The organism is Streptosporangium sandarakinum (assembly GCF_050942225.1).
In the GTDB taxonomy this organism is placed as follows: domain Bacteria; phylum Actinomycetota; class Actinomycetes; order Streptosporangiales; family Streptosporangiaceae; genus Streptosporangium; species Streptosporangium nondiastaticum.
The window spans coordinates 7,163,562-7,188,670 of record NZ_CP192034.1; the positions used below are offsets into that span (position 1 = coordinate 7,163,562).

The 25,109-nt window shown below is 73.7% G+C and carries 24 protein-coding genes; 10 read left to right on the forward strand and 14 right to left on the reverse strand.

Features of this window, described 5'->3' with window-relative positions; all coding sequences use genetic code 11:
• Nucleotides 1-70 precede the first annotated feature (70 nt).
• Entirely contained in the window at nt 71-301 is a 231-nt protein-coding gene (locus ACQP10_RS32760; protein WP_346019053.1) for a DUF3107 domain-containing protein, read from the forward strand.
• Nucleotides 302-852: 551 nt separating this feature from the next.
• Here the strand turns inward: ACQP10_RS32760 and ACQP10_RS32765 are convergent.
• Entirely contained in the window at nt 853-1,503 is a 651-nt protein-coding gene (locus ACQP10_RS32765) for a ferritin-like fold-containing protein (RefSeq protein WP_179825287.1), read from the reverse strand.
• 370 nt (nt 1,504-1,873) lie between these two features.
• Here ACQP10_RS32765 and ACQP10_RS32770 point away from each other — a divergent pair, with 370 nt between their 5' ends.
• Complete coding sequence (locus tag ACQP10_RS32770) at nt 1,874-3,853, forward strand: DEAD/DEAH box helicase (protein ID WP_433540293.1); 1,980 nt, start codon at nt 1,874-1,876, stop codon at nt 3,851-3,853.
• Between the two features lie 177 nt (nt 3,854-4,030).
• Complete coding sequence (locus ACQP10_RS32775) at nt 4,031-4,903, forward strand: alpha/beta fold hydrolase (protein WP_346019051.1); 873 nt, start codon at nt 4,031-4,033, stop codon at nt 4,901-4,903.
• A gap of 31 nt (nt 4,904-4,934) precedes the next feature.
• Here the strand turns inward: ACQP10_RS32775 and ACQP10_RS32780 are convergent, their stop codons facing one another.
• The 3 genes from ACQP10_RS32780 to ACQP10_RS32790 are packed head-to-tail and all read right to left on the reverse strand — an operon-like array spanning nt 4,935 to nt 7,292.
• Nucleotides 4,935-5,843, reverse strand: a complete 909-nt coding sequence (locus tag ACQP10_RS32780) for a RecB family exonuclease (protein ID WP_433540294.1) — start codon at nt 5,841-5,843, stop codon at nt 4,935-4,937.
• 4 nt (nt 5,844-5,847) lie between these two features.
• A complete protein-coding gene (locus ACQP10_RS32785; RefSeq protein ID WP_346019049.1) occupies nt 5,848-6,570 on the reverse strand; it encodes an MBL fold metallo-hydrolase in 723 nt (240 codons plus the stop codon).
• Between the two features lie 59 nt (nt 6,571-6,629).
• On the reverse strand, nt 6,630-7,292 hold the full coding sequence (locus tag ACQP10_RS32790) for a DUF6758 family protein (RefSeq protein WP_346019048.1): 663 nt from the start codon (nt 7,290-7,292) through the stop codon (nt 6,630-6,632).
• A gap of 74 nt (nt 7,293-7,366) precedes the next feature.
• Between ACQP10_RS32790 and ACQP10_RS32795 the strand changes: the two genes are divergently transcribed.
• Nucleotides 7,367-7,765, forward strand: a complete 399-nt coding sequence (locus ACQP10_RS32795) for an NUDIX hydrolase (RefSeq protein WP_346019047.1) — start codon at nt 7,367-7,369, stop codon at nt 7,763-7,765.
• A gap of 91 nt (nt 7,766-7,856) precedes the next feature.
• Here the strand turns inward: ACQP10_RS32795 and ACQP10_RS32800 are convergent, their stop codons facing one another.
• Together ACQP10_RS32800 and ACQP10_RS32805 are read right to left on the reverse strand one after the other, a co-directional pair.
• A complete protein-coding gene (locus tag ACQP10_RS32800) occupies nt 7,857-10,151 on the reverse strand; it encodes a hypothetical protein (protein WP_433540295.1) in 2,295 nt (764 codons plus the stop codon).
• A gap of 1,120 nt (nt 10,152-11,271) precedes the next feature.
• The gene (locus ACQP10_RS32805; RefSeq protein ID WP_433540296.1) at nt 11,272-12,213 is read right to left on the reverse strand and encodes an HpcH/HpaI aldolase/citrate lyase family protein; all 942 of its coding nucleotides are present in this window, start codon (nt 12,211-12,213) and stop codon (nt 11,272-11,274) included.
• Nucleotides 12,214-12,374: 161 nt separating this feature from the next.
• Between ACQP10_RS32805 and ACQP10_RS32810 the strand changes: the two genes are divergently transcribed.
• Nucleotides 12,375-12,944, forward strand: a complete 570-nt coding sequence (locus ACQP10_RS32810) for a biotin transporter BioY (RefSeq protein WP_346019044.1) — start codon at nt 12,375-12,377, stop codon at nt 12,942-12,944.
• A 37-nt stretch (nt 12,945-12,981) separates the two neighbouring features.
• Nucleotides 12,982-13,347 carry a hypothetical protein gene (locus ACQP10_RS32815; RefSeq protein WP_346019043.1) on the forward strand — a complete coding sequence of 122 codons (366 nt, stop codon included), beginning with the start codon at nt 12,982-12,984 and terminating at the stop codon, nt 13,345-13,347.
• Nucleotides 13,348-13,437: 90 nt separating this feature from the next.
• On the opposite strand, the gene ACQP10_RS32820 is transcribed toward ACQP10_RS32815, so the two are convergent.
• Complete coding sequence (locus ACQP10_RS32820; protein ID WP_433540297.1) at nt 13,438-14,382, reverse strand: EamA family transporter; 945 nt, start codon at nt 14,380-14,382, stop codon at nt 13,438-13,440.
• Between the two features lie 131 nt (nt 14,383-14,513).
• Here ACQP10_RS32820 and ACQP10_RS32825 point away from each other — a divergent pair, with 131 nt between their 5' ends.
• Together ACQP10_RS32825 and ACQP10_RS32830 are read left to right on the forward strand one after the other, a co-directional pair.
• Nucleotides 14,514-15,758 (forward strand): magnesium transporter MgtE N-terminal domain-containing protein, encoded by a 1,245-nt coding sequence (locus tag ACQP10_RS32825; protein WP_346019041.1) that lies wholly within the window; start codon nt 14,514-14,516, stop codon nt 15,756-15,758.
• The gene (locus ACQP10_RS32830) at nt 15,751-16,212 is read left to right on the forward strand and encodes a DUF1003 domain-containing protein (RefSeq protein ID WP_346019040.1); all 462 of its coding nucleotides are present in this window, start codon (nt 15,751-15,753) and stop codon (nt 16,210-16,212) included. The genes ACQP10_RS32825 and ACQP10_RS32830 overlap by 8 nt, the downstream gene beginning before the upstream one ends.
• A 39-nt stretch (nt 16,213-16,251) precedes the next feature.
• On the opposite strand, the gene ACQP10_RS32835 is transcribed toward ACQP10_RS32830, so the two are convergent.
• A complete protein-coding gene (locus tag ACQP10_RS32835) occupies nt 16,252-16,665 on the reverse strand; it encodes a MarR family winged helix-turn-helix transcriptional regulator (RefSeq protein ID WP_179825306.1) in 414 nt (137 codons plus the stop codon).
• Nucleotides 16,666-17,033: 368 nt separating this feature from the next.
• On the opposite strand from ACQP10_RS32835, the gene ACQP10_RS32840 reads away from it, so the two are divergent.
• Nucleotides 17,034-18,176: an Mrp/NBP35 family ATP-binding protein gene (locus tag ACQP10_RS32840; protein WP_179825307.1), complete on the forward strand. Its 1,143-nt coding sequence runs from the start codon at nt 17,034-17,036 to the stop codon at nt 18,174-18,176.
• A gap of 135 nt (nt 18,177-18,311) precedes the next feature.
• Here ACQP10_RS32840 and ACQP10_RS32845 read toward each other — a convergent pair whose 3' ends face one another.
• From ACQP10_RS32845 to sigE, 4 genes are all read right to left on the reverse strand, one after another.
• Nucleotides 18,312-18,686, reverse strand: a complete 375-nt coding sequence (locus tag ACQP10_RS32845) for a sec-independent translocase (RefSeq protein WP_179825308.1) — start codon at nt 18,684-18,686, stop codon at nt 18,312-18,314.
• 105 nt (nt 18,687-18,791) lie between these two features.
• Nucleotides 18,792-20,486 (reverse strand): S1C family serine protease, encoded by a 1,695-nt coding sequence (locus ACQP10_RS32850; protein WP_433540298.1) that lies wholly within the window; start codon nt 20,484-20,486, stop codon nt 18,792-18,794.
• Between the two features lie 455 nt (nt 20,487-20,941).
• Nucleotides 20,942-21,472: an anti-sigma factor family protein gene (locus ACQP10_RS32855; RefSeq protein WP_346019038.1), complete on the reverse strand. Its 531-nt coding sequence runs from the start codon at nt 21,470-21,472 to the stop codon at nt 20,942-20,944.
• A gap of 52 nt (nt 21,473-21,524) precedes the next feature.
• Entirely contained in the window at nt 21,525-22,157 is a 633-nt protein-coding gene (gene sigE / locus ACQP10_RS32860; protein ID WP_179825311.1) for an RNA polymerase sigma factor SigE, read from the reverse strand.
• A 192-nt stretch (nt 22,158-22,349) separates the two neighbouring features.
• Between sigE and ACQP10_RS32865 the strand changes: the two genes are divergently transcribed.
• Nucleotides 22,350-23,000, forward strand: coding sequence for an O-methyltransferase (locus ACQP10_RS32865; RefSeq protein WP_346019037.1), 651 nt, complete (start codon nt 22,350-22,352; stop codon nt 22,998-23,000).
• A gap of 101 nt (nt 23,001-23,101) precedes the next feature.
• Here the strand turns inward: ACQP10_RS32865 and ACQP10_RS32870 are convergent, their stop codons facing one another.
• Together ACQP10_RS32870 and ACQP10_RS32875 are read right to left on the reverse strand one after the other, a co-directional pair.
• Nucleotides 23,102-24,586, reverse strand: a complete 1,485-nt coding sequence (locus ACQP10_RS32870) for a leucyl aminopeptidase family protein (RefSeq protein WP_399501696.1) — start codon at nt 24,584-24,586, stop codon at nt 23,102-23,104.
• 189 nt (nt 24,587-24,775) lie between these two features.
• The gene (locus ACQP10_RS32875) at nt 24,776-24,943 is read right to left on the reverse strand and encodes a DUF3117 domain-containing protein (RefSeq protein ID WP_179825316.1); all 168 of its coding nucleotides are present in this window, start codon (nt 24,941-24,943) and stop codon (nt 24,776-24,778) included.
• Nucleotides 24,944-25,109: the final 166 nt, after the last annotated feature.

The following is a 25,109-nucleotide window of genomic DNA, read 5'->3' on the forward strand; positions in this document are numbered from 1 at the left end:
GATCAACCGGCGCGTCGCGTCCCCGATGGGGCGACCATGGGACGAGCAACCCTCGTCGAAAGGGAGCAGGATGGAAATCAAGATCGGCGTGCGCTCCGTGCACCGTGAGCTCATAGTCGAAACCGACCTGACGGCCGAGCAGATCGAGGAGGAGCTGCACAGGGCCCTCGCTCCCGAGCGCGGCGTCTTCAGCATCACCGACACCGGCGGCCGCAAGGTGCTGGTCCCCATCTCCTCGCTCGGCTTCATCGAGATCGGCGAGGAGGAGAGCCGGCCGGTCGGTTTCGGCGGCACCCTCTGACGGACGCCACCCCGGCCGTGCTCCTGACGCCTCGGCGGTCCCCGGGAAACGACCTCTCACCGAGGAAGAACCCGCCCTGAGACGGCCACGCGGCCCGCGTCCGGCCCGCACGGGCCGAGCCGGCGCGGGTCGTCGGCGCGTCCGCGGGCGGGTCGTCCCGGCCGTCTCCACGCGATGGGCGGCCGGCCTCCCGGTCAGTCTCCCGGGCAGTGCCCCGGCCGGTCCCCCCGCCCCGCGAGGCGGCAGCCCGGCGGGCGCCTGCCCCGGTGGACCGGGTGGCGTCCCAGGCTGACGGCGGGGCAGTCCGCGTCTCCCCGGCGCAGCACGGCGCGGAGCGCCCAGCGATTCGGTCCACATCTGGTCGAAGGAGTGCCGTAGCGGCGCGGGACCCTCATGTCTCGCACCGTACAACCGTCCGGCGGCTTCACGCTCCCCGATCAGCCGACGGATCCCGGGCGGTTCCGTGCTCCCGGCCGCTCCCGGACGTTCCCGGGAGTGGTCCGCGGCCCCGGACGGGCTCCTGGGAGCGGTCCCGGGGCCCGGACGGCCTCTCAGGGCCCCGGGGTCAGCCCCAGGGCGGACATCCGCTCGCCGTGGGCCTCGGTCAGCCGGCCGAACATCCGGGTGATGTCCTCCCCCGCCGCCTCCACCAGCAGCGCCGCCAGCTCCGGCCGGGCCTCGACCACCCGCCGGCCCTGGCTGAGAGACTCCCCGACGAGCCGCCGGGCCCACAGCGCCAGCCGCCCGCACACCACGTGGTCGTTCTCGATGGCCGCGCGCACCCGCTCCACCGCGAACTGCGAGCGCCCCCCGTCGACGAGCACCTCGTCGACCAGCCGGCGGGTGTCCTCGTCGACCCGGGTGGCCGCCTCGCGGTAGAAGTCGAGCGCGATCCCCGTACCCACGTACGCCTTGACCAGGGCCTCCAGCCAGTCGTGCGGCGCGGTCCTGGCGTGCCAGTCGTCCAGCGGCCCGACGAACGGCGCCATCGCCTCCTCCGGGTCCGTCCCCAGAGCCGTGAGCCGGTCGCTCAGCAGCCGGAAGTGGGCGTACTCGGTCACGGCCAGGTCGCCGAGCGCGGCCCGGTCGGTCAGCGTGGGGGCGAGCCGGGCGGCGTCCTCGGCGAGCCGGAGGAAGGCGGTGAGCTCGGCGTAGGCGAGGACGCCGAGCAGGTCGGCGACGCCGGGAGGGGAATCACTCATGCAGGGAAGCCTACGAGCTGCCGGACCCCGCCATTCCGTAGGAATACCAAGAAATCGGTTCCGCGTTGTGGTATCGAGTACACTGCTCTGTGAAAGTGCGACCGCACCCGTGTTAACCCAGGAGATTTCACCTCCTGGACGCCCCCGAAGTCGGCATGACGCCGCAGCGGTCGCTGATGACATCAGAGGGCCGGCCCTTCCGCGAGGACCCGGGCACGGGGAAACTTTCAGCCCGTGGTCCCGGCAGGACTGCCTTCAACGGAGACTTAGGCAGGCCAAGCTGACGACGTTCCGAGACCTCGGAGTCACCCCGGAGATCGCCGATGCCCTGGAGACCGAGGGCATCACCACGCCGTTCCCCATTCAGGAGATGGCGCTTCCCCTGGCACTCAACGGCCAGGACATCATCGGACAGGCGCGCACCGGCACCGGCAAGACGTACGCCTTCGGCGTCGCCATGCTGCAGCGGGTCGGCAAGCCCCGCAAGAACCGCAAGAAGCCCCGCGGGCTGGTCGTCGTGCCGACCCGCGAGCTGGCCGTCCAGGTCACCGAAGACCTGGTCACGGCGGCGGGCAAGCTGGGCTCGCGGATCCTCACCGTGTACGGCGGGCGCGCCTACGAGCCCCAGATCGAGGCGCTCAAGCAGGGCGTCGACGTCATCGTCGGCACCCCGGGCCGCCTGCTCGACCTGGTCAAGCAGAAGCACCTCGACCTCAGCCAGATCAACGCCCTCGTCCTGGACGAGGCCGACCGCATGCTCGACCTGGGCTTCCTGCCCGACATCGAGCGGATCATCAAGCTCATCCCGGCGGAGCGGCAGACGATGCTGTTCTCCGCGACGCTGCCGGGTGAGATCGTCGCCCTGTCCCGGCGCTATCTCAGCCGCCCCACCCACGTGCGGGCCGAGAACAACGACGCCGAGGCCGAGGCGACCCCGCAGACGACGCAGTTCGTCTGGCGCGTGCACCGGATGGACAAGGTCGAGATCGTGGGCCGCCTCCTCCAGTGCGAGGGCCGGGGGCTCACGATGATCTTCTGTGAGACCAAACGGGCCTGCGACAGGGTCGTGGAGGATCTGAAGGAGCGCGGCTTCGCCGCCGCGGCCGTCCACGGCGACCTCGGTCAGGGCCAGCGCGAGCAGGCGCTGCGCGCCTTCCGCAACGGCAAGATCGACGTTCTCGTGGCGACCGACGTCGCGGCGCGCGGCATCGACGTCGACGACGTCACCCACGTGGTCAACTACGACTGCCCGCAGGACGAGAAGGCCTACGTGCACCGGATCGGCCGCACCGGTCGGGCGGGTAAGACCGGCGTCGCGGTGACCTTCGTGGAGTGGGAGGATCTCACCCGCTGGAAGGTCATCAACAACGCGCTGTCACTCGACTTCGCCGAGCCGGTCGAGACCTACTCGACCTCCGCGCACATCTACACCGACCTGGGCATCCCCGAGGGCACCAAGGGCGTGCTGCCGCGCGCCAACCGCTCCCGGGCGGGCCTGGCGGCCGAGGAGATCGAGGACCTCGGCGAGACCGGCCGCAGCCGTTCGCGCGGCCCGCGCCGGGGCCGCGAGGAGGAGTCCAGGGAGCGCCGTGAGCGTCCGGCCCGCACTCCCCGGGAGCGTCGCCGCACCCGGGGCGGCCGGAGCGCCCAGGAGGCCGTCCAGGCCGCCGGGGCGGCGGAGGAGCCCACCCGGCCCGACGCCGGCGGCGTCCGTGACACCGGCGTCGCCGAGACCGCCGGAGCCGCCGGGACCGTCGATGAGCGGAACGCGCCGCTCGCGACCGAGGAGGCGCGGCGCCCGGTCGCCGAGCCCGCCGTGCCGGAGACGGACGCGGCGCCCCGCGAGGAGGTCCGGGAGGAGCGCCCCGCGAGGTCCCGCCGCCGCAGGTCCGGTCTGAACCCCGAGGTGAGCCTCGGCGGCGAGGAGCGGAGCGGCGCGGCCCGGGACGACGAGGCCCAGGACGACGAGCCCCGGGACGACACCTCCCGGAGCGACGCGGTCCGGGACGACACCTCCCGGAGCCGTGCGGCCCGGAAGGACACCGACCGGGGTGACGCGGTCCGGAAGGACACCGGCCGGAGCCGTGCGGCCCGGAAGGACACCGACCGGGACGACGCGGTCCGGGAGGAGGAGCCCGTGGCCGACCGGTGGGACGACGAGCCCGACGCCCCGGACTCCCGCCCGCGACCGGAGAAGATCATCCCGGCGAGCCCGTTCACGGTGATCTTCCAGTCGCCGGATCTCGCGACGGACGACGACGAGATCGCCCCGTCGGCGGCGTCGGAGCGGGCGCAGAGCCGCCGCCGTCCCCCCGCGCGGGGGCAGCGGGGCCAGCGCCGCCCGCAGTAGCCGGCGGAGCGCGGCAGAAAGCGCGGAGATCGCGAGAGGGCCCGGACCGTGCCCGCCCGGGAGGCGGGAGGCGGTCCGGGCCCTCGGCGAAAGGGGTGCGACCCGACGGGTCGCACCCCTTTTTCCGCATCTCAGACGCACAAAGGCACTCCGCGGGGAGAGGTATCGTGGGGCCACGTGAGTACGCCACGATTTCTGACCCTGCCTCCTGGCGTCCGTTCCCGCCGGATCGAGACGACCGTGGGGACCTTCGCCGCGTTGGAGGCCATGCCGGTCAGTGGCATAGCCGAGCGCTGGCCCGCGCTGCTGGTCCCCGGCCTCACCGGCAGCAAGGAAGACTTCATCGCGGTCCTGCAGACCCTCGCCCAGGCCGGCCGCCAGGTCGTCGCGATCGACATGCGGGGCCAGTACGAGACGGAGGGTCCCGACGACCCCGCCGCCTACACCTGCCCGGCGCTCGGCAACGACATCGACGTCCTGGCCCAGCACGTCGGCGGGGGCGGCCCCGTCCACCTGGTCGGCCACTCCTTCGGCGGCCTGGTCACCCGTGAGGCGGTCATCGACGGCCGCACCAAGTTCGCGTCCTACACGCTGATGAGCTCGGGCCCCTCCGCCATCCCCGGGGTGCGCGCCCAGGTGAGCCGCGCCATGCTCGCCGAGCTGCCCGAGGTGGGCATCGAGCAGCTGTGGCAGACCCGGATGGAGCCGGAGGCGCTGGCGGCCGGCGTTCCCGACGAGATCGTCGAGTTCCTGCGCGGGCGGCTGCTCGCCAACTCCGTGACCGGGATGGTCGCGATGACCCACGCGGTGCTGTCGGCGCCGGACCGCTGCGACGACCTCGCCCAGGTCGGGGTGCCCACGTTCGTGCTGTGCGGCGAGCACGACGACGGCTGGCCGCCGGAGACGCAGGCGGAGATGGCCCACCGGCTGGGCACCGAGTGCGTGGTCGTGCCCGGCGCGGCCCACTCCCCCGCGGTCGAGGCCCCGGAGACGACGGCCGCCGCGCTCACCCGGTTCTGGAACGAGTCCGAGGCCCGCCTGCTGAACTGACCGGACCCGCCGGCCCGGCGGGTCCGGGGGTTCAGTCGTCGGCCAGGCCGTCCCAGGGGTCGCGGTCACCGGCGGCGGCGCGGCCCTCGGGGCAGTGCTTCCGGAAGTCGCACCAGGAGCACAGGGGTCCCGTGCGGGGCGGGAAGACCGCGTCGATCTCCGCCGGGACCTCCGGCGGCGTACGGCCGGCCTCCGGCGACGCGCGGCCGGTCCGCCCGGCGGGACGCGCCGGGCCCGCCCAGGCGCGGTAGCGGTCGTCGGCCTCCGACGCCTCCGTCGCGATCTCCTCGGCCCGCCTCAGGTGCCCGGCCAGCGACTCCTCGGTGTGCTCCCACTCCACGATCGAGCCGGTCGGCAGGTGGTGCAGCTCCACCCGGTGGCAGGGGGTGCGCAGCATCCGCTCCGAGGCCACGGCGTAGACGGCCAGGGCGAGGGAGAACCGGGCGTCGTCGGCGGTGGGAGGCCGACGGCCGGTCTTGTAGTCGACCACGACCAGCTCCGCGCCGCGCCGGTCGAGCCGGTCGACGCGGCCGGAGAGGGCGATGACCTGGGTCCGCGCGGCGACCGTCCGCTCGACGCCGACGGGCTCGTCGGCGGGGTCGAGGGTCGCGGCGTAGGCGCCGGTCATCTCCGCGGCCCGCTTCCGCCAGGCCGCCGACTGCTCGGCGTCGCGGAAACCCTCGCCGATCCATCCCCTGCCGACCAGGGCCGCCGCCGTCTCCGGCGTCCGCCGCTCGTACGGCTCGCGCCACCACCCCGCGAGGGCGTTGTGCACGCTGATCCCCACGCTGTTGTGCGCCCAGGGCGGCCCCTTGGACGGCGCGGGCCGGTCCATGTAGGTGAACCGGTAGCGCCGGGGGCAGTCGAGCCAGGTGTTCAGCCGCGACGGCGTACAGGAGTAGAGCCGCCGCGGCATGCCCTCCAGGGGAAGCTGGTCCATGGGTTCACTGGTCGCGGAGGTCGAGGCGGATGCCGGCCGCCTTCGTGCCGTCGGTCAGCGACCCCTCGGCCCCGTTCTCGCCGCTCTCCTGGCGGCGGATCAGCGAACCCGACAGCCAGTCGTCGAACTGCGGCTCCAGGGCGCCGACCGTGGTCTCCTCGCCGTGCGCGGGCATCACGCGCGTGGCGTGGGGCAGGGTGAACAGCCGGCCGCCGATCGCGGTGAGCTGGTCGGCCAGCGCGGGGTACTCGTCGCCGATCCTCCCCGGTCCGTCGGCCTGCAGGGTCTTGCCGGTGAACACCGCGGACAGGGCCTCGCAGTAGAGCGAGACGCCGCCCTGCGAGACGCCCGGGGTGGACATCACCTCTAGCTCGACGTCGGCGACGCCGAACACGCCCTCGTCCTCCATGTCGATGTCCGGCCAGGTCTCCGGCCAGGTCCGCCGCCACAGCGGCCGGTCCTTGGGATGCAGGGCGACCACCGCCTCGTCCCGGGCCGCGACCTCGATGGCCGCGCCCACGTGGTCGGGCAGGCCGTGGGTGCAGACGACGGCCAGCACCTCCCGCTCGCCGACCTTCGCCAGGATCGCCTCCGCGTCACGCGCGGGGTCGATGACGATGACCTCCTCGTCGTCGCCAACGATCCAGGTGTTGTTCTCGACCTCGTGCTCGACGCCGTCGACGTCGACGGTCCCCTCGGTCACCACTCGTTCGATACGCGCTGTCACGCTTCCGAACTTTACCCGTAAGCCGCCGGGGGCCCTGTCTCCTCAGCCCTCTTCGTTCCTCAGCCTTCTTCGCCGCTCTCCGCCGGCCCCTCGCCGCCCAGGCGCGGGGAGAACGCGCCGAACGGCAGATCCAGTGCCTGGTCGTGGTCGCGCAGGTCGCGCAGGGACAGCTCGTACAGGGTGACGAGGTAGCCCGCCTCGGGCGGCCAGACGACCAGCCACAGCCAGTTGCCCAGCGCCTCCCCGACGTACACCGCGCGGTCGGGCGCGCCCGCCACGCACCACAGCGGGGTCGGCCGCCCGTTGATGTCGATCTTGGCGTGCGCCGGGCCCTCGTCGAGCCCCGTGCCGGGGTCGGGTCCGTCCAGCCCGGCGAGCCCCGCGCCCAGCCCGACGCCGGGCTCCTCGGCGATCACCAGCATGTCGGCCGGGCCCTGGGTCAGGGACGGCCCGGACAGCGCGACCACGGTGGCCCTGGCCCCGGTGCGGTCGTCTCCGGCCTCGGCCAGCCCGGTGACCAGGAACCCCTGCGGCAGCGGCCAGGGCAGCCAGACGGGCACCTGCGCGTCACGGGTGACGGCCTCGACGGCGGCGGCGGAGGGGTGCATCGGCGCCTGCATCGGCAGGACGTCGCCGTGCAGGACGCATCTCCAGGCGCTCGACCAGACGCTGGGCGCGCGGAGCGGGCCGAAACACCGTGGGCAGGTAGGCGCGGCTCTCACGATTACCCACGGTGCGTCCTCGGCGCCCCCTCCGTCAAGGGCACGGCTCGTTATCCGGCCGTAATCTTGTCAACGTGCGGGTAAATTGTGTCGGCGCGATCATCCTTGACGCTTCGGGGCGGCTGCTCCTCGTGCGCCGGGGGCGTCCACCCGGCGAGGGCCTGTGGTCGGTGCCCGGCGGCCGGGTCGAGCCCGGTGAGTCCGACGCCGAGGCGGTGGCGCGCGAGGTGCTGGAGGAGACCGGCCTGACGGTCGCCGTGGGCCGCCTGGCCGGCTCGGTGGACCGTCCGGGACCCGGCGGCGTCGTCTACGGGATCCGCGACTACCTCGCGGAGGTGCGCGGCGGCACCCTCGCGGCCGGCGACGACGCCGCCGACGCGGGCTGGTTCTCCCCCGGCGAGCTGGCCCGGCTCCCGCTGACCACCGGCCTGCTCGCGGCCCTCACCGAGTGGTCGGTCATCGCTCCGCGATGAGCGCCGGAACCGAGTGACCGGACACCGTACGGCGAGGCGACCGGTCATCGCCCCGCGGTGGGCGTCGGACACCGTACGGCGGGGCGACAGGTCATCGCTCCGCGGTGAGCGTCGAGCGCCACACGGTGAGATGGTCGGCGTCGTAGGTGGTGGAGCGGCCCAGCGCCACCACCCGGCCCCCGGCGACCGCGACCGCGCCGAGCCACTGGGCCCCCTCGCCGCTCTGGTTGCCCTGGTCGGGGTCGTGCCGCCGCCAGGTCGTCCCGTCCTCGGAGGTCCAGACCGCGCTGTCGCCCTCGCCGGGGACACCGTCCCAGCCGACCGCCACCACGCCATCGTCCGTGGCCGCCAGGTCCTGTACGGCGGCGGCCCGGCCGGCCGGGAGCCAGGAGACGCGCCAGGTCGTCCCGTTGTCGGCCGACACCGCGCCGAAGGGCCGGTCGCCCTGGTCGGTCCGGGCGATGCCGGTCGCGACGACGCTCCCGCCGTGCAGGACGACGTGGCGCAGGCCGGCCGACGTCACCCCCGGCGGCAGGAGCGGCTTGCGCGCGGTCCAGTCGGTGCCGTCGGCGGACACCCAGACCACGCCGGTCTCGTGCCCGGCGGTGCCGGCGCCGCCGACGGCCACGTAGCCGGTGGAGGTCGCCGAGACGTCGTGCAGCCGCACCCCACTGCCGCCCGCGGGCAGCTTCTCCGCCCTGGTGTAGCGCTTGAGGTCGGGGGTGAACCACAGAACGGGGACGCTCCCGGCCGGGCCGCGGTCCTCCCCGGCCAGGACGTAGCCGGAGGGCCCGGCGGCCACCGCGTGCGGAGCGAGGAAGTCGTGGTCGGCCGCGGGGGCGAGGGGGCCCGCGATCGGGACCCGCCGCCAGTCGGCGCCGCCCGCCGAGGTGAGGAGCAGCGGCTCGGTGGAGGAGGCGTCGGTCATGGTGCCGCCCACGGCCAGCCAGCCGTGCCTGCCCTGCGCGACGTCGGCGAGCGACTGGCGCCGCGGGCCGCCGAGGGCCTGTGCCGGGCCGGCTGCCGTCCAGCCCTGGCCGTCGGCGCTGGTCCAGATGCCCGCGTCGCCGGAGGCGGTGCCGACGGCGACGAACCCGCCCGCGCCGGCGGCCACCCGGGCGGTCTCCCGTTCGGCCCTGGCCAGTCCCTCGATCCCGCCCAGCGGGACCGGCGCGGCCCGGCCTCCCCTGGGAGCGGTGATGAGGATCAGCCGGTTGTCCACGTCGGCGGCGCGCTCGTCGCCGCCGACGACGAGCGTGCCGGTGCCGGATACGGCGATCGCCCGCAGCGAGCCGGGGACCTCGCCGAGGTCGGTGGACCTGGCCCAGTCGTGGCCGTCCTTGCTGGTGTAGACGGCGTAGCGCTCGAAGCCCGTCTCGGCGATCGCCGCGACCCCCTGCGACGAGGAGGTCAGCCGCCGGACGCCGGCGCCGTCGGAGTCCATTCCGGTGATCTTTCCGCAACGGTTCCAGTCGTCGCCCTGCGAGGAGCAGTAGACCTGGACGTCGCCCTTCTCGCCGTGCTGCTGGGCCGGGACGAGCACGAACCCGCCGTCGGAGGCGGCGAGCGTGCCGGGCTCGGGGATGACGCCGTCCAGTTCCGTCCCCGTCCGCAGCCAGGTCCGCCCGCCGTCGGCCGAGCGCAGGATCACCGAGGACGACCGCCCCTGCCCCGGGTCGCCGAGCGCGACCACGGCGTCGCCCTTGGCCACGACCGCCTTGAGGCCCCGCACCTTGTCCGGGGCACCGATCTTCGAGGTGTCCACCCTGCTCCAGCCGCGCCCGTCGGGCGAGACCCAGGCGACGGCCCCGGCGGTGCCGTCCGGCAGCACGGTCGTGCCGACCGCGACGAAGCCGGAGGACGTCCTGACCAGTTCCATGACCTTGTCGCCGGCGGTGAACGCGCCCGTGCCCGCGGGGTCCACCGCGGTCCATTCGTAGCCGTCGGCGCTGGTCCACAGGCCCTGGCCGGTGCCGAGGAGGTCATTGCCCGCGGCCAGCCAGCGGCCGTCGCCGCCCGCCACCGCGCCGACGGCGGTCGGCCCGCCCTGGAAGCCCGCGGGCCCGTTCACCCTGCCGAGCCGCCAGGTCGAGCCGCCGTCGGTGGAGACGAGGAAGAGCGGCCTGGGCACCGGGCTGGTGGTGTCGCTGCCGACGGCCACCACTGTCGAGCCGTCGGCCACCACGGCGTTGAGCACCTGGCTGGAGCCGGTGCCCCCGGCTTCGGGCCGCGCGACGAAGGCGGAGTCACCGGAGCCGCTCTCGTCGCCGACCAGCCGCAGCCCGGCGCCGAAGGGATCGCCCACCCATCCCCACAGCGCCAGGCCGCCGGCGACCGCGACGGCGAGGACCATGACGACCGCGACCGGGACGACCAGGCCGCGCACGCTCCTGCGCCGCGTCGGGCCGGAGCGGCGTACGGCCGAGGGCGGCGGGGAGGAGCGGTGGTGCCTGCCGCCGCCCGGCCCGCGCCTGCCGGGCGGGCCCTGCGCGACCAGCAGGTCGGGCCGGGCCGGGCGGCCGCCCGGGGGCGCCCCACGCGGCGCACCGGCTCGAAGTCGTCGTCGGACACGGCGTGCGCTCCGCCCTCCCCGGCCGCCTCGGCCACGGGTTCCACGGGTTCCACGGCCACGGGGGCCTCGGCCACGGGTTCAACGGGGCGCACCCGCTCCACGGAACGCGGCGCCCGCGACGGGCCGGATGCCACGAGCACGTCGGGCCGTACGGCGCGGCGGGGGGCGGGCCGCGGCGCGGCGTCCTCGTCCCGGTCCCGGTCCTCGGAGACGGCGCCGGTGTCGGGGGCTCCGTGGGCGCCGTCACGGGAAGCGGAGTAGGGACGCGTGTGCGGACGGCGGCGCTCGCCGCCCAGCCCCTCGGGGCGCGCCCGCAGGGGCTCCTCCTCCGGGACGGGAGCGGCGAACGGCGGGAGCATCCAGGGGGAGGCCAGCGGCATTCCCCTGGGGCCGTCGTCGGAGGGGCCGGGTGGGAAGTGCTGGAGTGTGGGCGGAAAGTTCTCGGGGACCGCCTCGTCACCGGAGCCGTCGTCCGGCGGCCGTTCCGGTGAGCGCGGGTCGTGGGGGCCCGGGACCACGCTCAGCACCTCCTCGCAGGAAGCCCGTCTCGGCCCGGGATCGCCCTCCCGGACCGTTCCAGCCGTCCCCGTGACACCCCGCCGCGATTGCCAGCCGGGCGGCGAAACCCACGGGACCCTACTCCTACCCCGTTCCGCCGAAACGATCACCTCCGCCGGGCGGGCGGCCGGGGCCGGAACCGTACACAGTCCAGAGCAGCACGCCGGAGCCGCGCTGGCGAGACCTCTCTAGTCAGATTTACGAGCGACCCGCCTGAAACATCATCTTTTAGGGCCATATTTCCGGATTCCCGGCGGACCGGAACACCGTCCGCCCACCCGCCACGACCCACACGCCCCTCCGGTCCGGCCGTCCGACCGCCTGGCCGTCCGGCCGTCCGGCCGCCCGGCCCCGCGCTCCGGCCGGCCCGCCCGGATCAGGCGGACGGCGGGGTGAAGGACTCGGTGCGGGCCAGCCCGGCGGCCCGCCCCTTGGCCGCGACCACCAGCGCCATCTTCCGGGACGCCTCGTCGATCATCTCGTCCCCGAGCATGACCGCGCCGCGCCGCTCGACCGTCGTGTAGTACTCGTAGGCGTCGAGGATCAGCTCGGCCCGGTCGTAGTCCTCCTGGGACGGCGAGAACACCTCGTTGGCCGCCTCGACCTGCGTCGGGTGCAGCACCCACTTGCCGTCGAAGCCGAGCGCCGCCGACCGGGCCGCCACCCGGCGGTAGCCGTCCAGGTCCCTGATCGCGAGGTACGGGCCGTCGATGGCCTGCAGGCCGTGCGTGCGGGCCGCCATGAGGATGCGCATCAGGATGTAGTGGTAGGCGTCGCCCTCGGTGTAGCCGGCGGGCTGCTCCCCGACGACCATGGTCCGCATGTTGATCGAGGCCATGAAGTCGGCCGGGCCGAAGACCAGCGTCTCCAGGCGCGGGGAGGCGCCGCCGATGGCGTCCACGTTGACCAGGCCCCGGGCGCTCTCGATCTGCGCCTCGATGCCGATCCGGCCGACCGGCAGGCCGCTCGCCTTCTCGATCTGGGTGAGCAGGACGTCCAGCCAGGCCACCTGGGAGGCGTCCTCCACCTTCGGCAGCATCAGGCAGTCGAGGAACCCACCCGCCCCCTCCACGACCTCGATGACGTCCCGGTAGGTCCACCGGGTGCCCAGGTCGTTGACCCGCACGACCCGCGTCCTGCCCGACCAGTCGCCCTCGCGCAGGGCGGCAACGACGTTCCGGCGCGCCTCCTCCTTGGCCAGCGGCGCGACGGAGTCCTCCAGGTCGAGGAAGACCTCGTCGGCGGGGAGGCCCTGTGCCTTCTCCAGGAAGCGCGGGTTGCTGCCGGGGACCGCGAGACACGAACGTCGGGAGCGCATGGCGACACCGTAACGGGCCGCCGCCGCACCGGAGCGCCGGACCCCGGGCTATGGCGGTCATACAAAGTCTCACCCTCGTTCTTGGTGGTGCCCCTGTACACCCCGCGCCGGTGATGTCCGAATAATGAGGAACCAAGCTTCAGCAAAGGGAGACGAGAACGATGGCAAACGCTTCTCCGGCGGTCCGGCCCGCCGTACTGTCCGACCTCATCCCCGGGTCCCGGGTGCGGGACGTCGCGCTCGTCGCCGGCGGAGCGGTCCTGACCGGGCTCGCCGCGCAGCTCACCGTCCCCATGTGGCCCGTCCCGGTCACCGGCCAGACCTTCGCGGTCATGCTCGTCGGCGCGGCGCTCGGCATGAACCGCGCGGCGCTCAGCATGATCCTCTACACCGTGGTCGGCGTCGCGGGCGTGCCGTGGTTCCAGGGTGGCACCTCGGGCTTCGGCGGGGCCACGTTCGGCTACGTCGTCGGCTTCATCGCCGCCGCCGCCCTCGTCGGCAAGCTCGCCGAGCGCGGCGGCGACCGCACCGCCGCCCGCACGGTCGGCACGATGGTCCTCGGCAACCTGGTGGTCTACGCCTTCGGCCTGCCGGTCCTGATGGCCGTCACCGGGCTGGGCCTGGGCGCCGCGCTCGCCGCCGGCGTGATCCCCTTCCTGGTCGGCGACGCCGCCAAGATCGCGATCGCGGCCGGTCTGCTCCCGGCCGCCTGGCGGCTCTCCCGCCGCTGATCCGGCCACGGGACACGCGGGGCCGTACATTCGCCGCATGGGTGTTATCGAAGAGGGCGCCAAGAAGTCGGGGATCCTGTGGCTCTCGCTGGATCGGCCCCGGCTCGCCTGGCACGTCTGGCACGACGGCGCGATCTACGTGGTGACCGGCGGCGGTGAGCAGGACCTGCCCGGCCTGACCGAGGCCGGGCAGGTCCGGGTGACCCTGCGCAGCAAGGACAACGGCGCCAGGCTGGTCTCCTTCGACGCGGACGTCGAGGTGGTGGACCAGGAGCGGTCCCCGGAGGCGGTGGCCGCGCTGGCGAAGGAGCGGCTCAACGCCGCCGACGGCGCGGGGCTGACGGCCCGCTGGGCCGCGGGTTCCCGGGTGGTACGGCTGACGCCCCGCGAACCCGCCCCCTGAGCGGAGACCGGCGCCGGCTCGAGGTGCGGCCGACGCCCCGTGAGGCGGCCTTGCGGCCCTCCGCCGGTCCCGCCGGGCCGGTCCGCCCGGTCACCCCGTGCGGGCCGGCTCCGGGGTCTCCACCGCCACCTGGGGCAGGTCATCGGTGGCCCGCTGGGCCAGGTAGGCGCCGGCCAGGACGACGAGGCCGCCGGCGATCTGGAAGAACCCGAGGGCCTCGCCCGCCAGCACCCAGGCGACCACCGCGCCGATGATGACCTCCAGCGTGGCGACCGTGGAGCCGACCGCGGCCGACAGCCGCCGGATCGCGATGACGCCCAGGACGTAGGCGGCGACCGTCGCGACCACGATCAGCCAGAGCGTCGCGGCCCACACCGGCAGCGCGAGGCCGCCGCCGGCGTCGGCGGTCCGGGTGAACGCCCGCCACGGGATGTCCCACGGCCGGGAGAGCGGGACGAGCGCCACGGCCGCGCCGAACAGCCCCCAGCCGATCAGGCCGAGGGGGTCGATGTCGTCGCCGAAGCCGTCGCTGAGCAGGAAGTACCCTGCGCAGCAGGCCGCCGCCGCGAAGGCGAGCAGCAGGCCCAGCGGGTCGAGGGCCAGGCCCGCCCACACCTCGACCACGACGGCGAGCCCGACGGCCGCGACCACGGCACCCAGATAGGCGGCGCGCGGCAGCCGTACCCGCCGGACGAACCGCACCCAGAGCACCACCAGCACCGGCGAGGTGTACTCGATCAGCAGGGTGACGCCCACCGGCAGGCGGGTGATCGCCGCGAAGTACAGCGCCTGCACCCCCGCCACCGCGACCACCGCGTACACCACGAAGAACGGCAGCCGCGAGCGCGGGATGCGCAGCGCACCCGGCCGGACCAGGGCGAGGACGCCGAGGAGCAGCAGGGCGGACCCCGCCATCCGCACCCAGACCGACTCCATCGGGGACAGGCCGCCGTCCGCGAGATACTTGGCCATGGTGCCGGAGAAGGCGAAGGAGCAGGACGACGCGACCGCGATCGACAAGGCGGCACGCCTCATAGTCAGCCTCCATGTAACTACCGTTTCAAGGTTTTGATGCTGTCACGGCGTTCCGGGCCGCGGCAAGGGGCCGTCCGAAATGTGAGCGTCGTTTGAACCGGCCCATCCGAAGCGCGACCTACGCTTCAAATGTGAAGATCTTCATCGCGCGCCTGGCCGGGGTCGCGGTCTTCGACCCGGCCGGGGACCGCGTCGGGCGGATGCGGGACGTGGTCGTGTCCATCTCCGGCACGGCCCCGCCGCGCGTGCACGGACTGGTCGTCGAGGTCCAGGCGCACAGGAGGGTCTTCCTGCCCATCACCAGGGTGCGGGGGTTCCAGGCCGGCGCGGTCGTCTTCAGCGGCAAGATCAACGTGCGGCGGTTCGAGCAGCGGGCCTCGGAGTCCCTGGCCATCGGCGAGATGCTCGACCTTGAGGTGGAGGTCGGCGGGGAGCGCATGACGGTCCTGGACCTCGCCATGGAGGAGACCGGCCGCGCCGAGTGGTCGATCACGAAGGTGGCGGTGGTCCGCGGCGGCCCGCCCCGGGGGCTGCGGCGACGGCGCGGCCCGACCAGGATCGTGGACTGGTCCGAGGTCAAGGGGCTCGGCGCGGTGCAGCGCGACCAAGGCGCGGCCAACCTGCTGGTCGCCTTCGAGACGATGCGCGCCGCGGACCTGGCCGGCGCCCTGCACGACCTCCCCGACAAGCGCCGGATCGAGGTGGCCTCGGCCCTCGACGACGTACGGCTCGCCGACGTCCTGGAGGAGCTGCCGGAGCGCGACCGGATCGGCATCATGAGCCGCCTCAAGCCCGCCCGGGCCGCCGACGTGCTGGAGGAGATGGACCCCGACGACGCCGCAGACCTGCTGCAGGAGCTGCCGCCCGAGGACGCCGACGCGCTCATGGCGCTGATGGAGCCGGACGAGGCGGCCTCCGTACGGCGGCTGCTGGTCTATCCCGAGGACACCGCGGGCGGCATGATGACGAGCGAGCCGGTGGTGCTCCCGCCGACCGCGACGGTCGCCGAGGCCCTCGCGCACATCCGGCAGCGGGAGATCACCCCGACCGTGGCCGCGCAGGTGTACGTCGCCCGGCCGCCCATCGAGACGCCCACCGGGCGCTACCTCGGCCTGGCCCACTTCCAGCGGCTGCTGCGCGAACCCCCGTCGGCCCTGCTCGGCGCGGTCATGGACACCTCCATCGACCCGATCAAGCCCGGCTACACGCTGCGCCAGGTGACCTTCTACCTCGCCACCTACAACCTGATGGCGGTGCCGGTGGTGGACGAGGCGGGCCGCCTCGTCGGCGCCGTCACCGTGGACGACGTCCTGGACCACATGCTCCCCGACGACTGGCGCGAACAGTACCGCGAGCCCGGCGGCGAGCATGACTGACCGGCTCGACCTGCCCCGGGAGACGGGGCCGCGGCTGCGCCCGCAGTACGATCCCGAGACGTTCGGGCGGATGGCCGAACGGTTCGCCCGGTTCCTCGGCACCGCCCGGTTCCTCGTGTACATGACCGTCTTCGTGACGTTGTGGCTCGGATGGAACGTCCTGGGGCCGCGCGGCTGGCGCTTCGACCCCTACCCGTTCATCTTCCTGACCCTGATGCTGTCGCTCCAGGCCTCCTACGCCGCGCCGCTGATCCTGCTCGCGCAGAACAGGCAGGACGATCGGGACCGCATCCAGAACGAGCTCGACCGCGCCGCCGCCGAGCGCAACCAGGCGGAGGTGGAGTATCTCACCCGGGAGATCGCGGGCCTGCGCCTGGCGCTGGGCGAGGTGGCCACCCGCGACTACATCCGCTCGGAGTTCCAGCGGCTGCAGGACGACCTGCAGGAGTCCTGACGCGGGACGCCCGGCGCGGGCCGGTCCGGCGCGGCCGTGTCACCCCTCGCCGGGCGGCGGTCCGGCGAGTCCGGCGAGCACGGCCGCGCACCGGCGCAGCTCGTCGGCGCCGAGCGCGCCCAGCAGGTGGGCGCGGATCCCGCGCAGGTAGGTGGGGGTGGCCTCGGCCAGCCGTACGGCGCCGTCGTCGGTGAGGACCGCGAACAGGCCCCGGGCGTCGTCGGGGCACGCCTCCCGCTCGACCAGGCCGTCCCGCTGGAGGCGGTCGACGAGCCGGGTCAGGCCGCTGCGCGACAGCAGCACCCGGTCGGCCAGGTCGTTCATCCGCAGCCGCCGGTCCGGCGACTCCGCCAGCCGGGTCAGCACGTCGTAGGAGGCCAGGGCGAGGTCGTGCCCGAGCAGCAGCTCGGCCTCCAGTGCCCGGGTGATGCGCGCCTGCGCCCTCTGGAGCATGCGCCAGAGCTCCGGTCCCCCGGGGTCCCCGGAATCCCCGGGGCCATCGGCTCCCTCGGGACCGGTGGCCTCTCTTGGCTCGCCCGCCGTCACGGTCACGGGGTAACCTTAGAACGTTGCACATGCATCTACATAGGGGATCTCCTGAATTCGGCGTTCACCGCCGGATCCCGGAATTCCCCGTGACGACCCCGGGTTCATACCATGGGCCGTGACCTCTTCTCCGCTCCCTCCGGGGAGCGGCTCCTCGCCCAGCCGCTGGGCGTCGCGACGCACGGGCACCCGCCCGCACGACCCGCCCGGACGATCATAGACAAGGAGGGACGGCACCCCGTCGCCCCAGGGTGACGGTCGTTGCCGACACTTCGATGGCACCTACCCCGGAACTGGTGACGGCCGCCCTCGCGACCGTCAACGATCCTGAGATCCGTCGGCCGATCACCGAACTCGACATGGTCAAAAGCGTCGACATCTCCCCCGCCGGGGTGGTGCGTGTCGGGATCTTCCTCACGGTGTCGGGCTGTCCCCTGAAGGACACCATCACCCGCGACATCACCACCGCGGTCTCCCGGATCGACGGCGTGACCGGCGTCCAGGTGGAGATGGACGTCATGAGCCCCGAGCAGCGCAAGGCCCTGCAGACCAAGCTGCGCGGCGCCCGGGGCCCGGAGAAGGAGATCCCCTTCGCCAAGCCCGGCTCTCTGACCCGCGTGTTCGCGGTCGCCTCGGGCAAGGGCGGCGTCGGCAAGTCCTCCGTCACCGTCAACCTCGCCGCCGCCATGGCCGCGAGCGGCCTCAAGGTGGGCGTCGTGGACGCCGACATCTACGGCCACAGCGTGCCGCGCATGCTCGGCGTCTCCGAGCGGCCCACCAAGGTCGAAGACATGATCATGCCGCCGGTGGCGCACGACATGAAGGTCATCTCGGTCGGCATGTTCAAGCCCGAGGGCAACACCCCGGTCGTGTGGCGCGGCCCGATGCTCGACCGGGCGCTGCACCAGTTCCTGGCCGACGTCTACTGGGGCGACCTCGACGTGCTGCTGATGGACCTGCCCCCGGGCACCGGTGACATCGCCATCTCGGTGGCGCAGCGGATGCCGTCGGCGGAGATCCTCGTGGTCACCACCCCGCAGCAGGCCGCCGCCGAGGTGGCCGAGCGCGCCGGGTCCATCGCCGTGCAGACGCACCAGCAGATCGCCGGCGTCATCGAGAACATGTCGTGGCTGCCCTGCCCGCACTGCGACGAGCGGATCTCGGTGTTCGGCGAGGGCGGCGGCCAGACCGTCGCCGACGCGCTCACCCGCACCCTCGGCGCGCGCGTGCCGCTGCTCGGCCAGGTGCCGATCGACATGCGGCTGCGCGAGGGCGGCGACGCGGGCAAGCCGCTGGTGCTCAGCGACCCCGACGCCCCGGCCGCGGCCGAGCTGATCCGCATCGCGAACGGCCTGGGCAAGCGGGCCGGCAGCCTCAGGGGCATGCAGCTCGGCATCTCCCCGACCCGGGGCCGCTGACGCGGCAGCCGGACCCCGGGACGGCGGAAAGCCCGGGAAGACGAGAAAGAGGAGGCGCCCCCCTTCGGCGGGGGCGCCTCCTCTTTCTCGTCTTCCCTTGCCCGTCTTCCCGGGGGCCGGACGGCCCTTCCCGGGTCAGGTCGCCTCGGAGTCGTACGGCGGGATCTCGCCGTAGCCCAGCTCGCCGCCCGCCTGGGCGGCGTAGGAGCCGGCGGGCGCCGGCGTGGCCGTGGCGGTGGCCGCCGCGGAGGCGCCGTTCCAGTCGTCCTCCAGCTCGCCGGTGAGGTGCTTGCGGACGAAGTTCTTCGGGTTCAGGTCGGCCGGGTCGAAGTCGGCGAACTCCGGCCCCAGCCCGGTCCGGAGGTCCTGCTTGGCGGTGTTGGCCATCTGCCGCAGGTTGCGCAGCGTACGGCCCGCCTGGGCGGCCGCCTGCGGCAGCTTCTCCGGGCCGAAGACGAGCAGGCCGATGACCACGAGCGCCACGATCTCAGGCCAGCCGAGTCCGAACACTGTGATCTCCTAACGGGGCAACGCCGGGCGGCTCCCGGGGCACACACCCCGGGAGCTTCCAGACTAATGTCCCCGCACCTGAGCCTGCACCCGTCCGTCGCCTCCTCAGGAGGGGGTGGGCGAGGGCTGGGCGGTCGCGGTGCCGATGGTCACGACGGCCGTCTTCTCCCGGCCACCGCGCTGATACTTGACCGTCACCTTCTCGCCGGGCGCCTTGTTGCGGATCACCGCGATCAGCTCGCTGCCGTCCTGGAGCACCGTGCCGTCGACCTCCATGATGATGTCGCCGGGCTTGAGACCCGCCTTGTCGGCGGGGCCGTTCGGCTCGACCGGCTGGGCGCCGCGCTCGGCCTCGCTCGCGATCCGGACCCCCGCGCCCTGGTAGGTCTGGTCGATGGTGACGCCGATCCGCGACTTCTTGGCGACGCCGGTGCTGATCAGCTCCTCGGCGACCCGGCGCGCGTGGTTCACCGGGATGGCGAAGCCGAGGCCGATGCTGCCGCTCTGGCCGCCGAGCGACCTGCCGAGCGTGGCGATCGCCGAGTTGACCCCGATGACCTCGCCGTTGGCGTTGACCAGCGGGCCGCCGGAGTTGCCGGGGTTGATGGCGGCGTCGGTCTGGATCGCGCTGAACCAGGTGGTGTCGGAGCTGTTCTCCTCGCCCGCCTGCACCGTGCGGTTGAGCGAGCTGATGATGCCGGAGGTGACGGTGCCGGTCAGGCCGAGCGGGGAGCCGATGGCCACGACCGGGTCTCCGACGACCACGTTCTCGGAGTTGCCGAGCGTGGCCTGGGGGGCGCCGAAGGTGTCGTCGGGCTTGACCACGGCGAGGTCGGACTCGGGGTCGCGGCCGACGATCCGGGCCGGGCTGGACTTGCGGTTGCTGAACTGGATCTGGATCTCACCGCCGTTCGCGGCCCCGGCGACCACGTGGTTGTTGGTCACCACGTAACCCCCCTTGATCAGGAAGCCCGAGCCGGTGTTCGCGCCGGAGCCGCCGCTGACCGCCAGCGAGACCACGCTGGGCAGGACCCGGGCGGCCACGCCCGCGATCGAGTCCGGCGGCCGGGCCGAGGAGCCGTTCGGCGGCTTGCCCAGGCTGAAGGACGGGTCGGTGCCGGAGGCCGAGGACCGGGTGAGGAGGTAGGTGCCGAGGCTGCCCAGCGTCGAGGCGAGCAGCGCGATCACCACGGCCAGGATGACGAGGGTGCCGGTGCGCGGCCCGCGCCTGCCGCCGGGGACCGCGCCACCCATCGGGGGGCCGGGGGGCGGGGCCCAGCCGGGGCCCATGCCGAACGCGTGCTCCGGCGGAGGAGGCGGGCCGGCCGGGGTGGTGAAGATCGCCGTGTCGTGGTGGGCCCTGCCCGACGGGTCGCCCCAGCCGCCGGCGGGGCCGGGCCCCTGGCCGGGGTTCCGGTTCGGGTCCTGACCGGGGTTGTGAGCCGGGTCATGGCCGCTCTCCCCGGACCGGGCGGCCCATTCGCCGGTCTCCGGCCACCCGGGCCGCTCGGCGGGGCCGGGGTGGTCGGCGGGCCCGGGGTGCTCGCCGGGGTTCCGCTGCCCGTGCGGGTCCGGCCGGCCGTACTGACCCGGCTGTCCGGGCTGACCCTGCTGGCCGGGGTCTCCCAGCCGGTTCCAGCCGTCGCCGCGCGACGGCTGGCCGCCGGACGGCGGCGCCTCTCCGGCGGGCAGGAAATCCGGACGAGAGGGTTCGGGGGCGTTCCCCCTGTCGTCGGCGAAGCCCGACGGCGTGCGCCCCTCGGCGTCGTTCGCCTCGTGGGGGCGGGTCTCGTCGGTCATCGAATATTCACCACTCCTTGCCTCGCACGAGGCCGCTCACCGGAACGATCCGGCAATCCTCCCCTGAGCGGCATACGAGAGATGTAAAGCGTGCCTTCCCGAAGGGATCGGAACAGAAGGGTGAACGGCTCGCGCCTTCCCCCGAGTGGTGCGGCGGCCCGCTCCGGGCCAGTGCGGCGGCGCCACCGCTGCGGTGTCGGCCATGCCGGCCGGAACGCCCGCGCAGACGGTGTAGACATGACCTCCACTCGCCCAGATCGTCTCCTGCTCGGCTGAGTCCCGGATCCAGATCGTATGCCCGTTGCGTCGCCCGGCATGCCAGCCATGGAACTTTTCCCATCAAATCCGGCAAAGGGGATTGAGTTCGGCGCGGCCCCGGAACACGACGACGCGCCGCCGGGTGGACCGGGCGGCGCGTCGTCACGGGCGCGGACCGGAGCCGGTCCGCGCGGAGGTCAGGGAACGACGGTGGGCGACGGGGTCGGCGTCGCCGTACCCGAGGGCGTGACCTGCCGGTGGTGGTTGGCGAACATGTCGGCCGGCGGCACGTGCGTGGCCGGGGTGGAGCCGTTCACGGCGAACATCGTGCCGATCGCCACCGCGGCGGAGGCCACACCCACCGCGACGTAGCCGAACCTCCTCGACCGGCGGGCGCCCGGGGCCCGGCCTCGCGGCCGGTTGTCCGGCGGGGCCACGCTGTGCATGCTCGGGATCGGCGCGCCGCCGAAGGTCCGTCCGGACGGAAAGGGCCGCTCGCGCGGCGGCAGCGGGCCGCCGGGCTCGGCCATCCTCAGCAGCGACATCGACAGGTCGGCGGGCACGGCCGGACCGTCCAGGGACCGCAGCCGGGTCTTGAGCGCCCGCACGGCGTCGACCTCGGCCCGGCAGGCGGCGCAGAAGGCGAGGTGCGACAGGGCGCGGTCGCGCTCGTGGTGGTTCAGCTCACCGTCGACCAGCGCCGAAACGCGTTCTCCAAGATGACTCATGCGCACTCCTTGCCAAGCGGCCCGCGGTGGTGTCCGTCATGACTGAGACCGGTCATGCGAACTCCTCCCCACGGGTGATGGTCGGGGGGAGCTGGTCGCCCCTGGGCGCGCGGTGTTCCAGCGCGTCACGCAGTTGCGCCCGCCCGCGATGGATGCGGCTGCGGACGGTGCCGAGCTTCACCCCCAGCGTCGCGGCGATCTCCTCGTAGGACAGCCCCTCGATGTCACAGAGGACGACGGCCGCGCGGAACTCCGGCGCGAGCGCGTCGAGTGCCGCCTGGATGTCGGGCTCCAGGTGGGTGTCGTCGTACGCCTGCGCCGGCGACGGCTCACGCCCGCGCAGCCGCTCGGCGGCGTCGTCGGCGAGACCCTCGAACCTGATGCGCTGCCTGCGGCGCGCCATGTCGAGGAACAGGTTGGTGGTGATGCGGTGCAGCCAGCCCTCGAAGGTGCCGGGCGTGTAGTTCGACAGGGACCGGAAGACCCGGACGAAGACCTCCTGGGTGAGGTCCTCCGCGTCGTGGACGTTGCCGGTCAGCCGGTACGCCAGCCGGTAGACGCGGGCGGAATGAGTGCGGACCACCTCCTCCCAGGTGGGAGGTGTCCATTCGGACACGGGAGCGTCTGCCTGGTGGTTGGGATCCTCCACCGGCACTCCTCTCTCCGGGACCACCGCTATCGCCATAGTGCCTGGTTTCGCCCCCTCATGTGCACTGCCAGTCCTGAGGACCGGCAAAGGCCGCTTAAACCGTGCAACGCACCGCGGGCGACATGAGTTCCCGATCCGGCCCGGCTCCCTTAGGCTGCGACCCAGTGCCTATATGGACTATGGGCCCCACTGCCTGACTGTGTACGGAGAAAGCGGGAGGAGAGGCCGATGGCAGAGTCGCCGACAAGTCCGTTGGAGGCCACTCTGGCCTATGCCGACGGGTTCCACACGGAGGACGAGATTCTGCGCACCGCGCGGCAGCGCGGCGCGGAGGTGGGAGCACCTCCGATCCCGCCCGGAGGCGGCGCGGCCCTCTGCTTCCTGGCCACGGCCATCAACGCCCGAGCCGTCGTGGAGATCGGCACCGGCTGCGGGGTGTCCGGCCTGTGGCTGCTGCGCGGCATGCGCCAGGACGGCACGCTGACCAGCGTGGACGTGGAGCCGGAGCACCAGCGGCTGGCACGGGAGGTCTTCGCCCAGGCGGGCTTCTCCGGCGGCCGGGTCCGGCTGATCACCGGCCGGGCGCTGGACGTGCTGCCCCGCCTGTCGGACGGCGGCTACGACCTGGTCTTCTGCGACGGCTCCCGGCAGGAGTGCGCCGACTACCTGGACGAGGCGGTGCGCCTGCTGCGCCGCGGGGGCATCGTGGTGTTCGGCGACGCCCTCCTGCGCCACCGGATCGCCGACCCGGCGCACCGCGACCCGGACGCCGTCGCCATGCGGGAGCTGGGCAAGCTCGTGCGGTCCGACGAACGGCTGCGCCCGCTGATGATCCCCCTCGGCGAGGGCGTCCTGGCCGCCGTCAAGCTCGACGACTAGGTCCTGTTCCCACGGGTCACCGTCACGGCGGGGACCCGTAGGACGGGTCCCGGGTCCCGCGGGTCACCGTCACGACGGGGACCCGCGGAACCCGGCCCGGCTCACCGGCCGGTCAGCCACGCGAGGAGCAGGCGCACGCCGTACCCGGTGGCGCCCTTGGCGAAGACGCCCTCGTCGGCGGTGCTGCGCCCGACGCCGGCGATGTCCAGGTGCGCCCAGGGGCGCTTGCCGGTGAACTCGCGCAGGAACAGCGCCGCGGTGATGGAGCCCGCGCCGTAGGTGGACCCGGCCTCGATGTTGGCCAGGTCGGCCACGGACGACTTCAGGGCCGGCGCGTAGTCGTCGATCAGCGGCATCCGCCACAGCCGCTCGCCGGAGGTCTCGCCCGCCGCGGACAGGCCGGCGGCCAGGGTGTCGTCGGAGGCGAAGAGCGCCCCCAGCCCCTTGCCGAGGGCGATGCCGATGGCTCCGGTCAGCGTGGCGATGTCCACCATGACGTCGGGGTCGAGCTCGGCGTCGGCGTAGGCCAGCGCGTCGGCCATCACCAGGCGCCCCTCGGCGTCGGTGTTGAGGACCTCGACGGTCCGCCCGCCGTACTGGGTGATCACGTCGGAGGGGCGCTGGGCCGAGCCGGAGAAGGAGTTCTCGGCCGCGGCGATCAGCCCGGTGACGCGGACCCGCGCGCCGAGGGCGGCCAGCGCGCCCAGCACCGCGATGACGACGGCGCCGCCGGCCATGTCGGTCTTCATGAACTTCATGCCCTCGGTGGGCTTGAGCGACAGGCCGCCGCTGTCGTAGGTGATGCCCTTGCCGACCAGCACCACGTGCTCGGTGGCGCCCTCCGGCTCGTACGACAGCTGGATCAGGCGCGGCGGGTTGGGCGAGCCCTGGCCGACCGCGAGGATGCCGCCGAACCCCTCGGCGCGCAGTGCCTCGGCGTCCCACACCTTCGCGGCGACCCCCTGCTCCAGGGCGCGCTCGGCGAGCCAGGCGGGGGACTTCACCGACGCCGGGGTGTTGGCGAGGTCCCTGGCGAGCGCCACCGCCCGGGCGACCGTCTCGCCCCGCTCCACGGCGGCCTCGGCCCCCTCGCCGACGAACTCGATCCGCTCCACCGGCCCGGGCTTCTGCGGCTCGCCCATGCGGAAGGTGTAGGTCGCCAGCAGCGCGCCCTCCACGAACGCCTCGACCGGGCCCTCGGGCAGCGCGGCCCGCAGCCCGTCGCGACCCCTGCCGCGCCGGGCCACGGCCGCGCCCGCCTTGCGCAGCGCGTCGGCCGAGCCGTCGCCGACGCCGTACAGCAGCACCCGGCCGACGGAGTCGCCGTCGGCGACGGGCACCTCGATGATCTCCCCGGCCTCGCCCTTGGCCCGGTGGTGGGCCAGCAGCGCGGCCACCGGCACCGGCAGCGCGACCCCGGCCGCGGCCTCCTGGAGGACGAGGTCCGGGCCGAACGGCACGGCCAGCAGCCCGGCGTCCCCGGCGACCCGCTCACCCCCCTCGGCGGACGCGCCGGCCGGTCCGGCGGCGGGCAGGCCGAGGCCCGCCGGCGGCCGGGAGACGAGTGAACACGGGGAGATGGGCATGGAAAGCACTCCAGTCAGTCAGCCGGGGACAACACCACGGCCCCGGCGCGAGCCGCCTCTTCGGGCGGTCCGGCGGCCAGGGCCGTGGTCATGCGTTCATCGGTCGCGGTCGCGCGGGTCATGGCGGGTGTCATGCTCCCCTGGGGAGCGCTCAGGAGGACCCGTTGGCACCGCCGTCTCGGATCTGGATCAGCCGACGACCTTCTTCAGTTCCTCACCGAGGGAAACAGCCTCGTCCGCCGAGAGTTCGACGACGAGCCGGCCGCCGCCTTCGAGGGGAACACGCATGACGATCCCCCTGCCTTCCTTGACGACCTCCAGCGGACCATCGCCGGTCCTCGGCTTCATAGCCGCCATGCGTGTATCCCTTCCTGCTTCGGGCTCCGGATCTCCGTCAGACCCGAGGGTGGCCGACGCATTCACGTCTTCTGTGATGTCCTATTATCCCGTCTCCGCGCTCGGAATGGTAACGATCAGCCTCCCCTTCGACTCATCCGGCAATCGGCACCGTTGTCCGTGACCC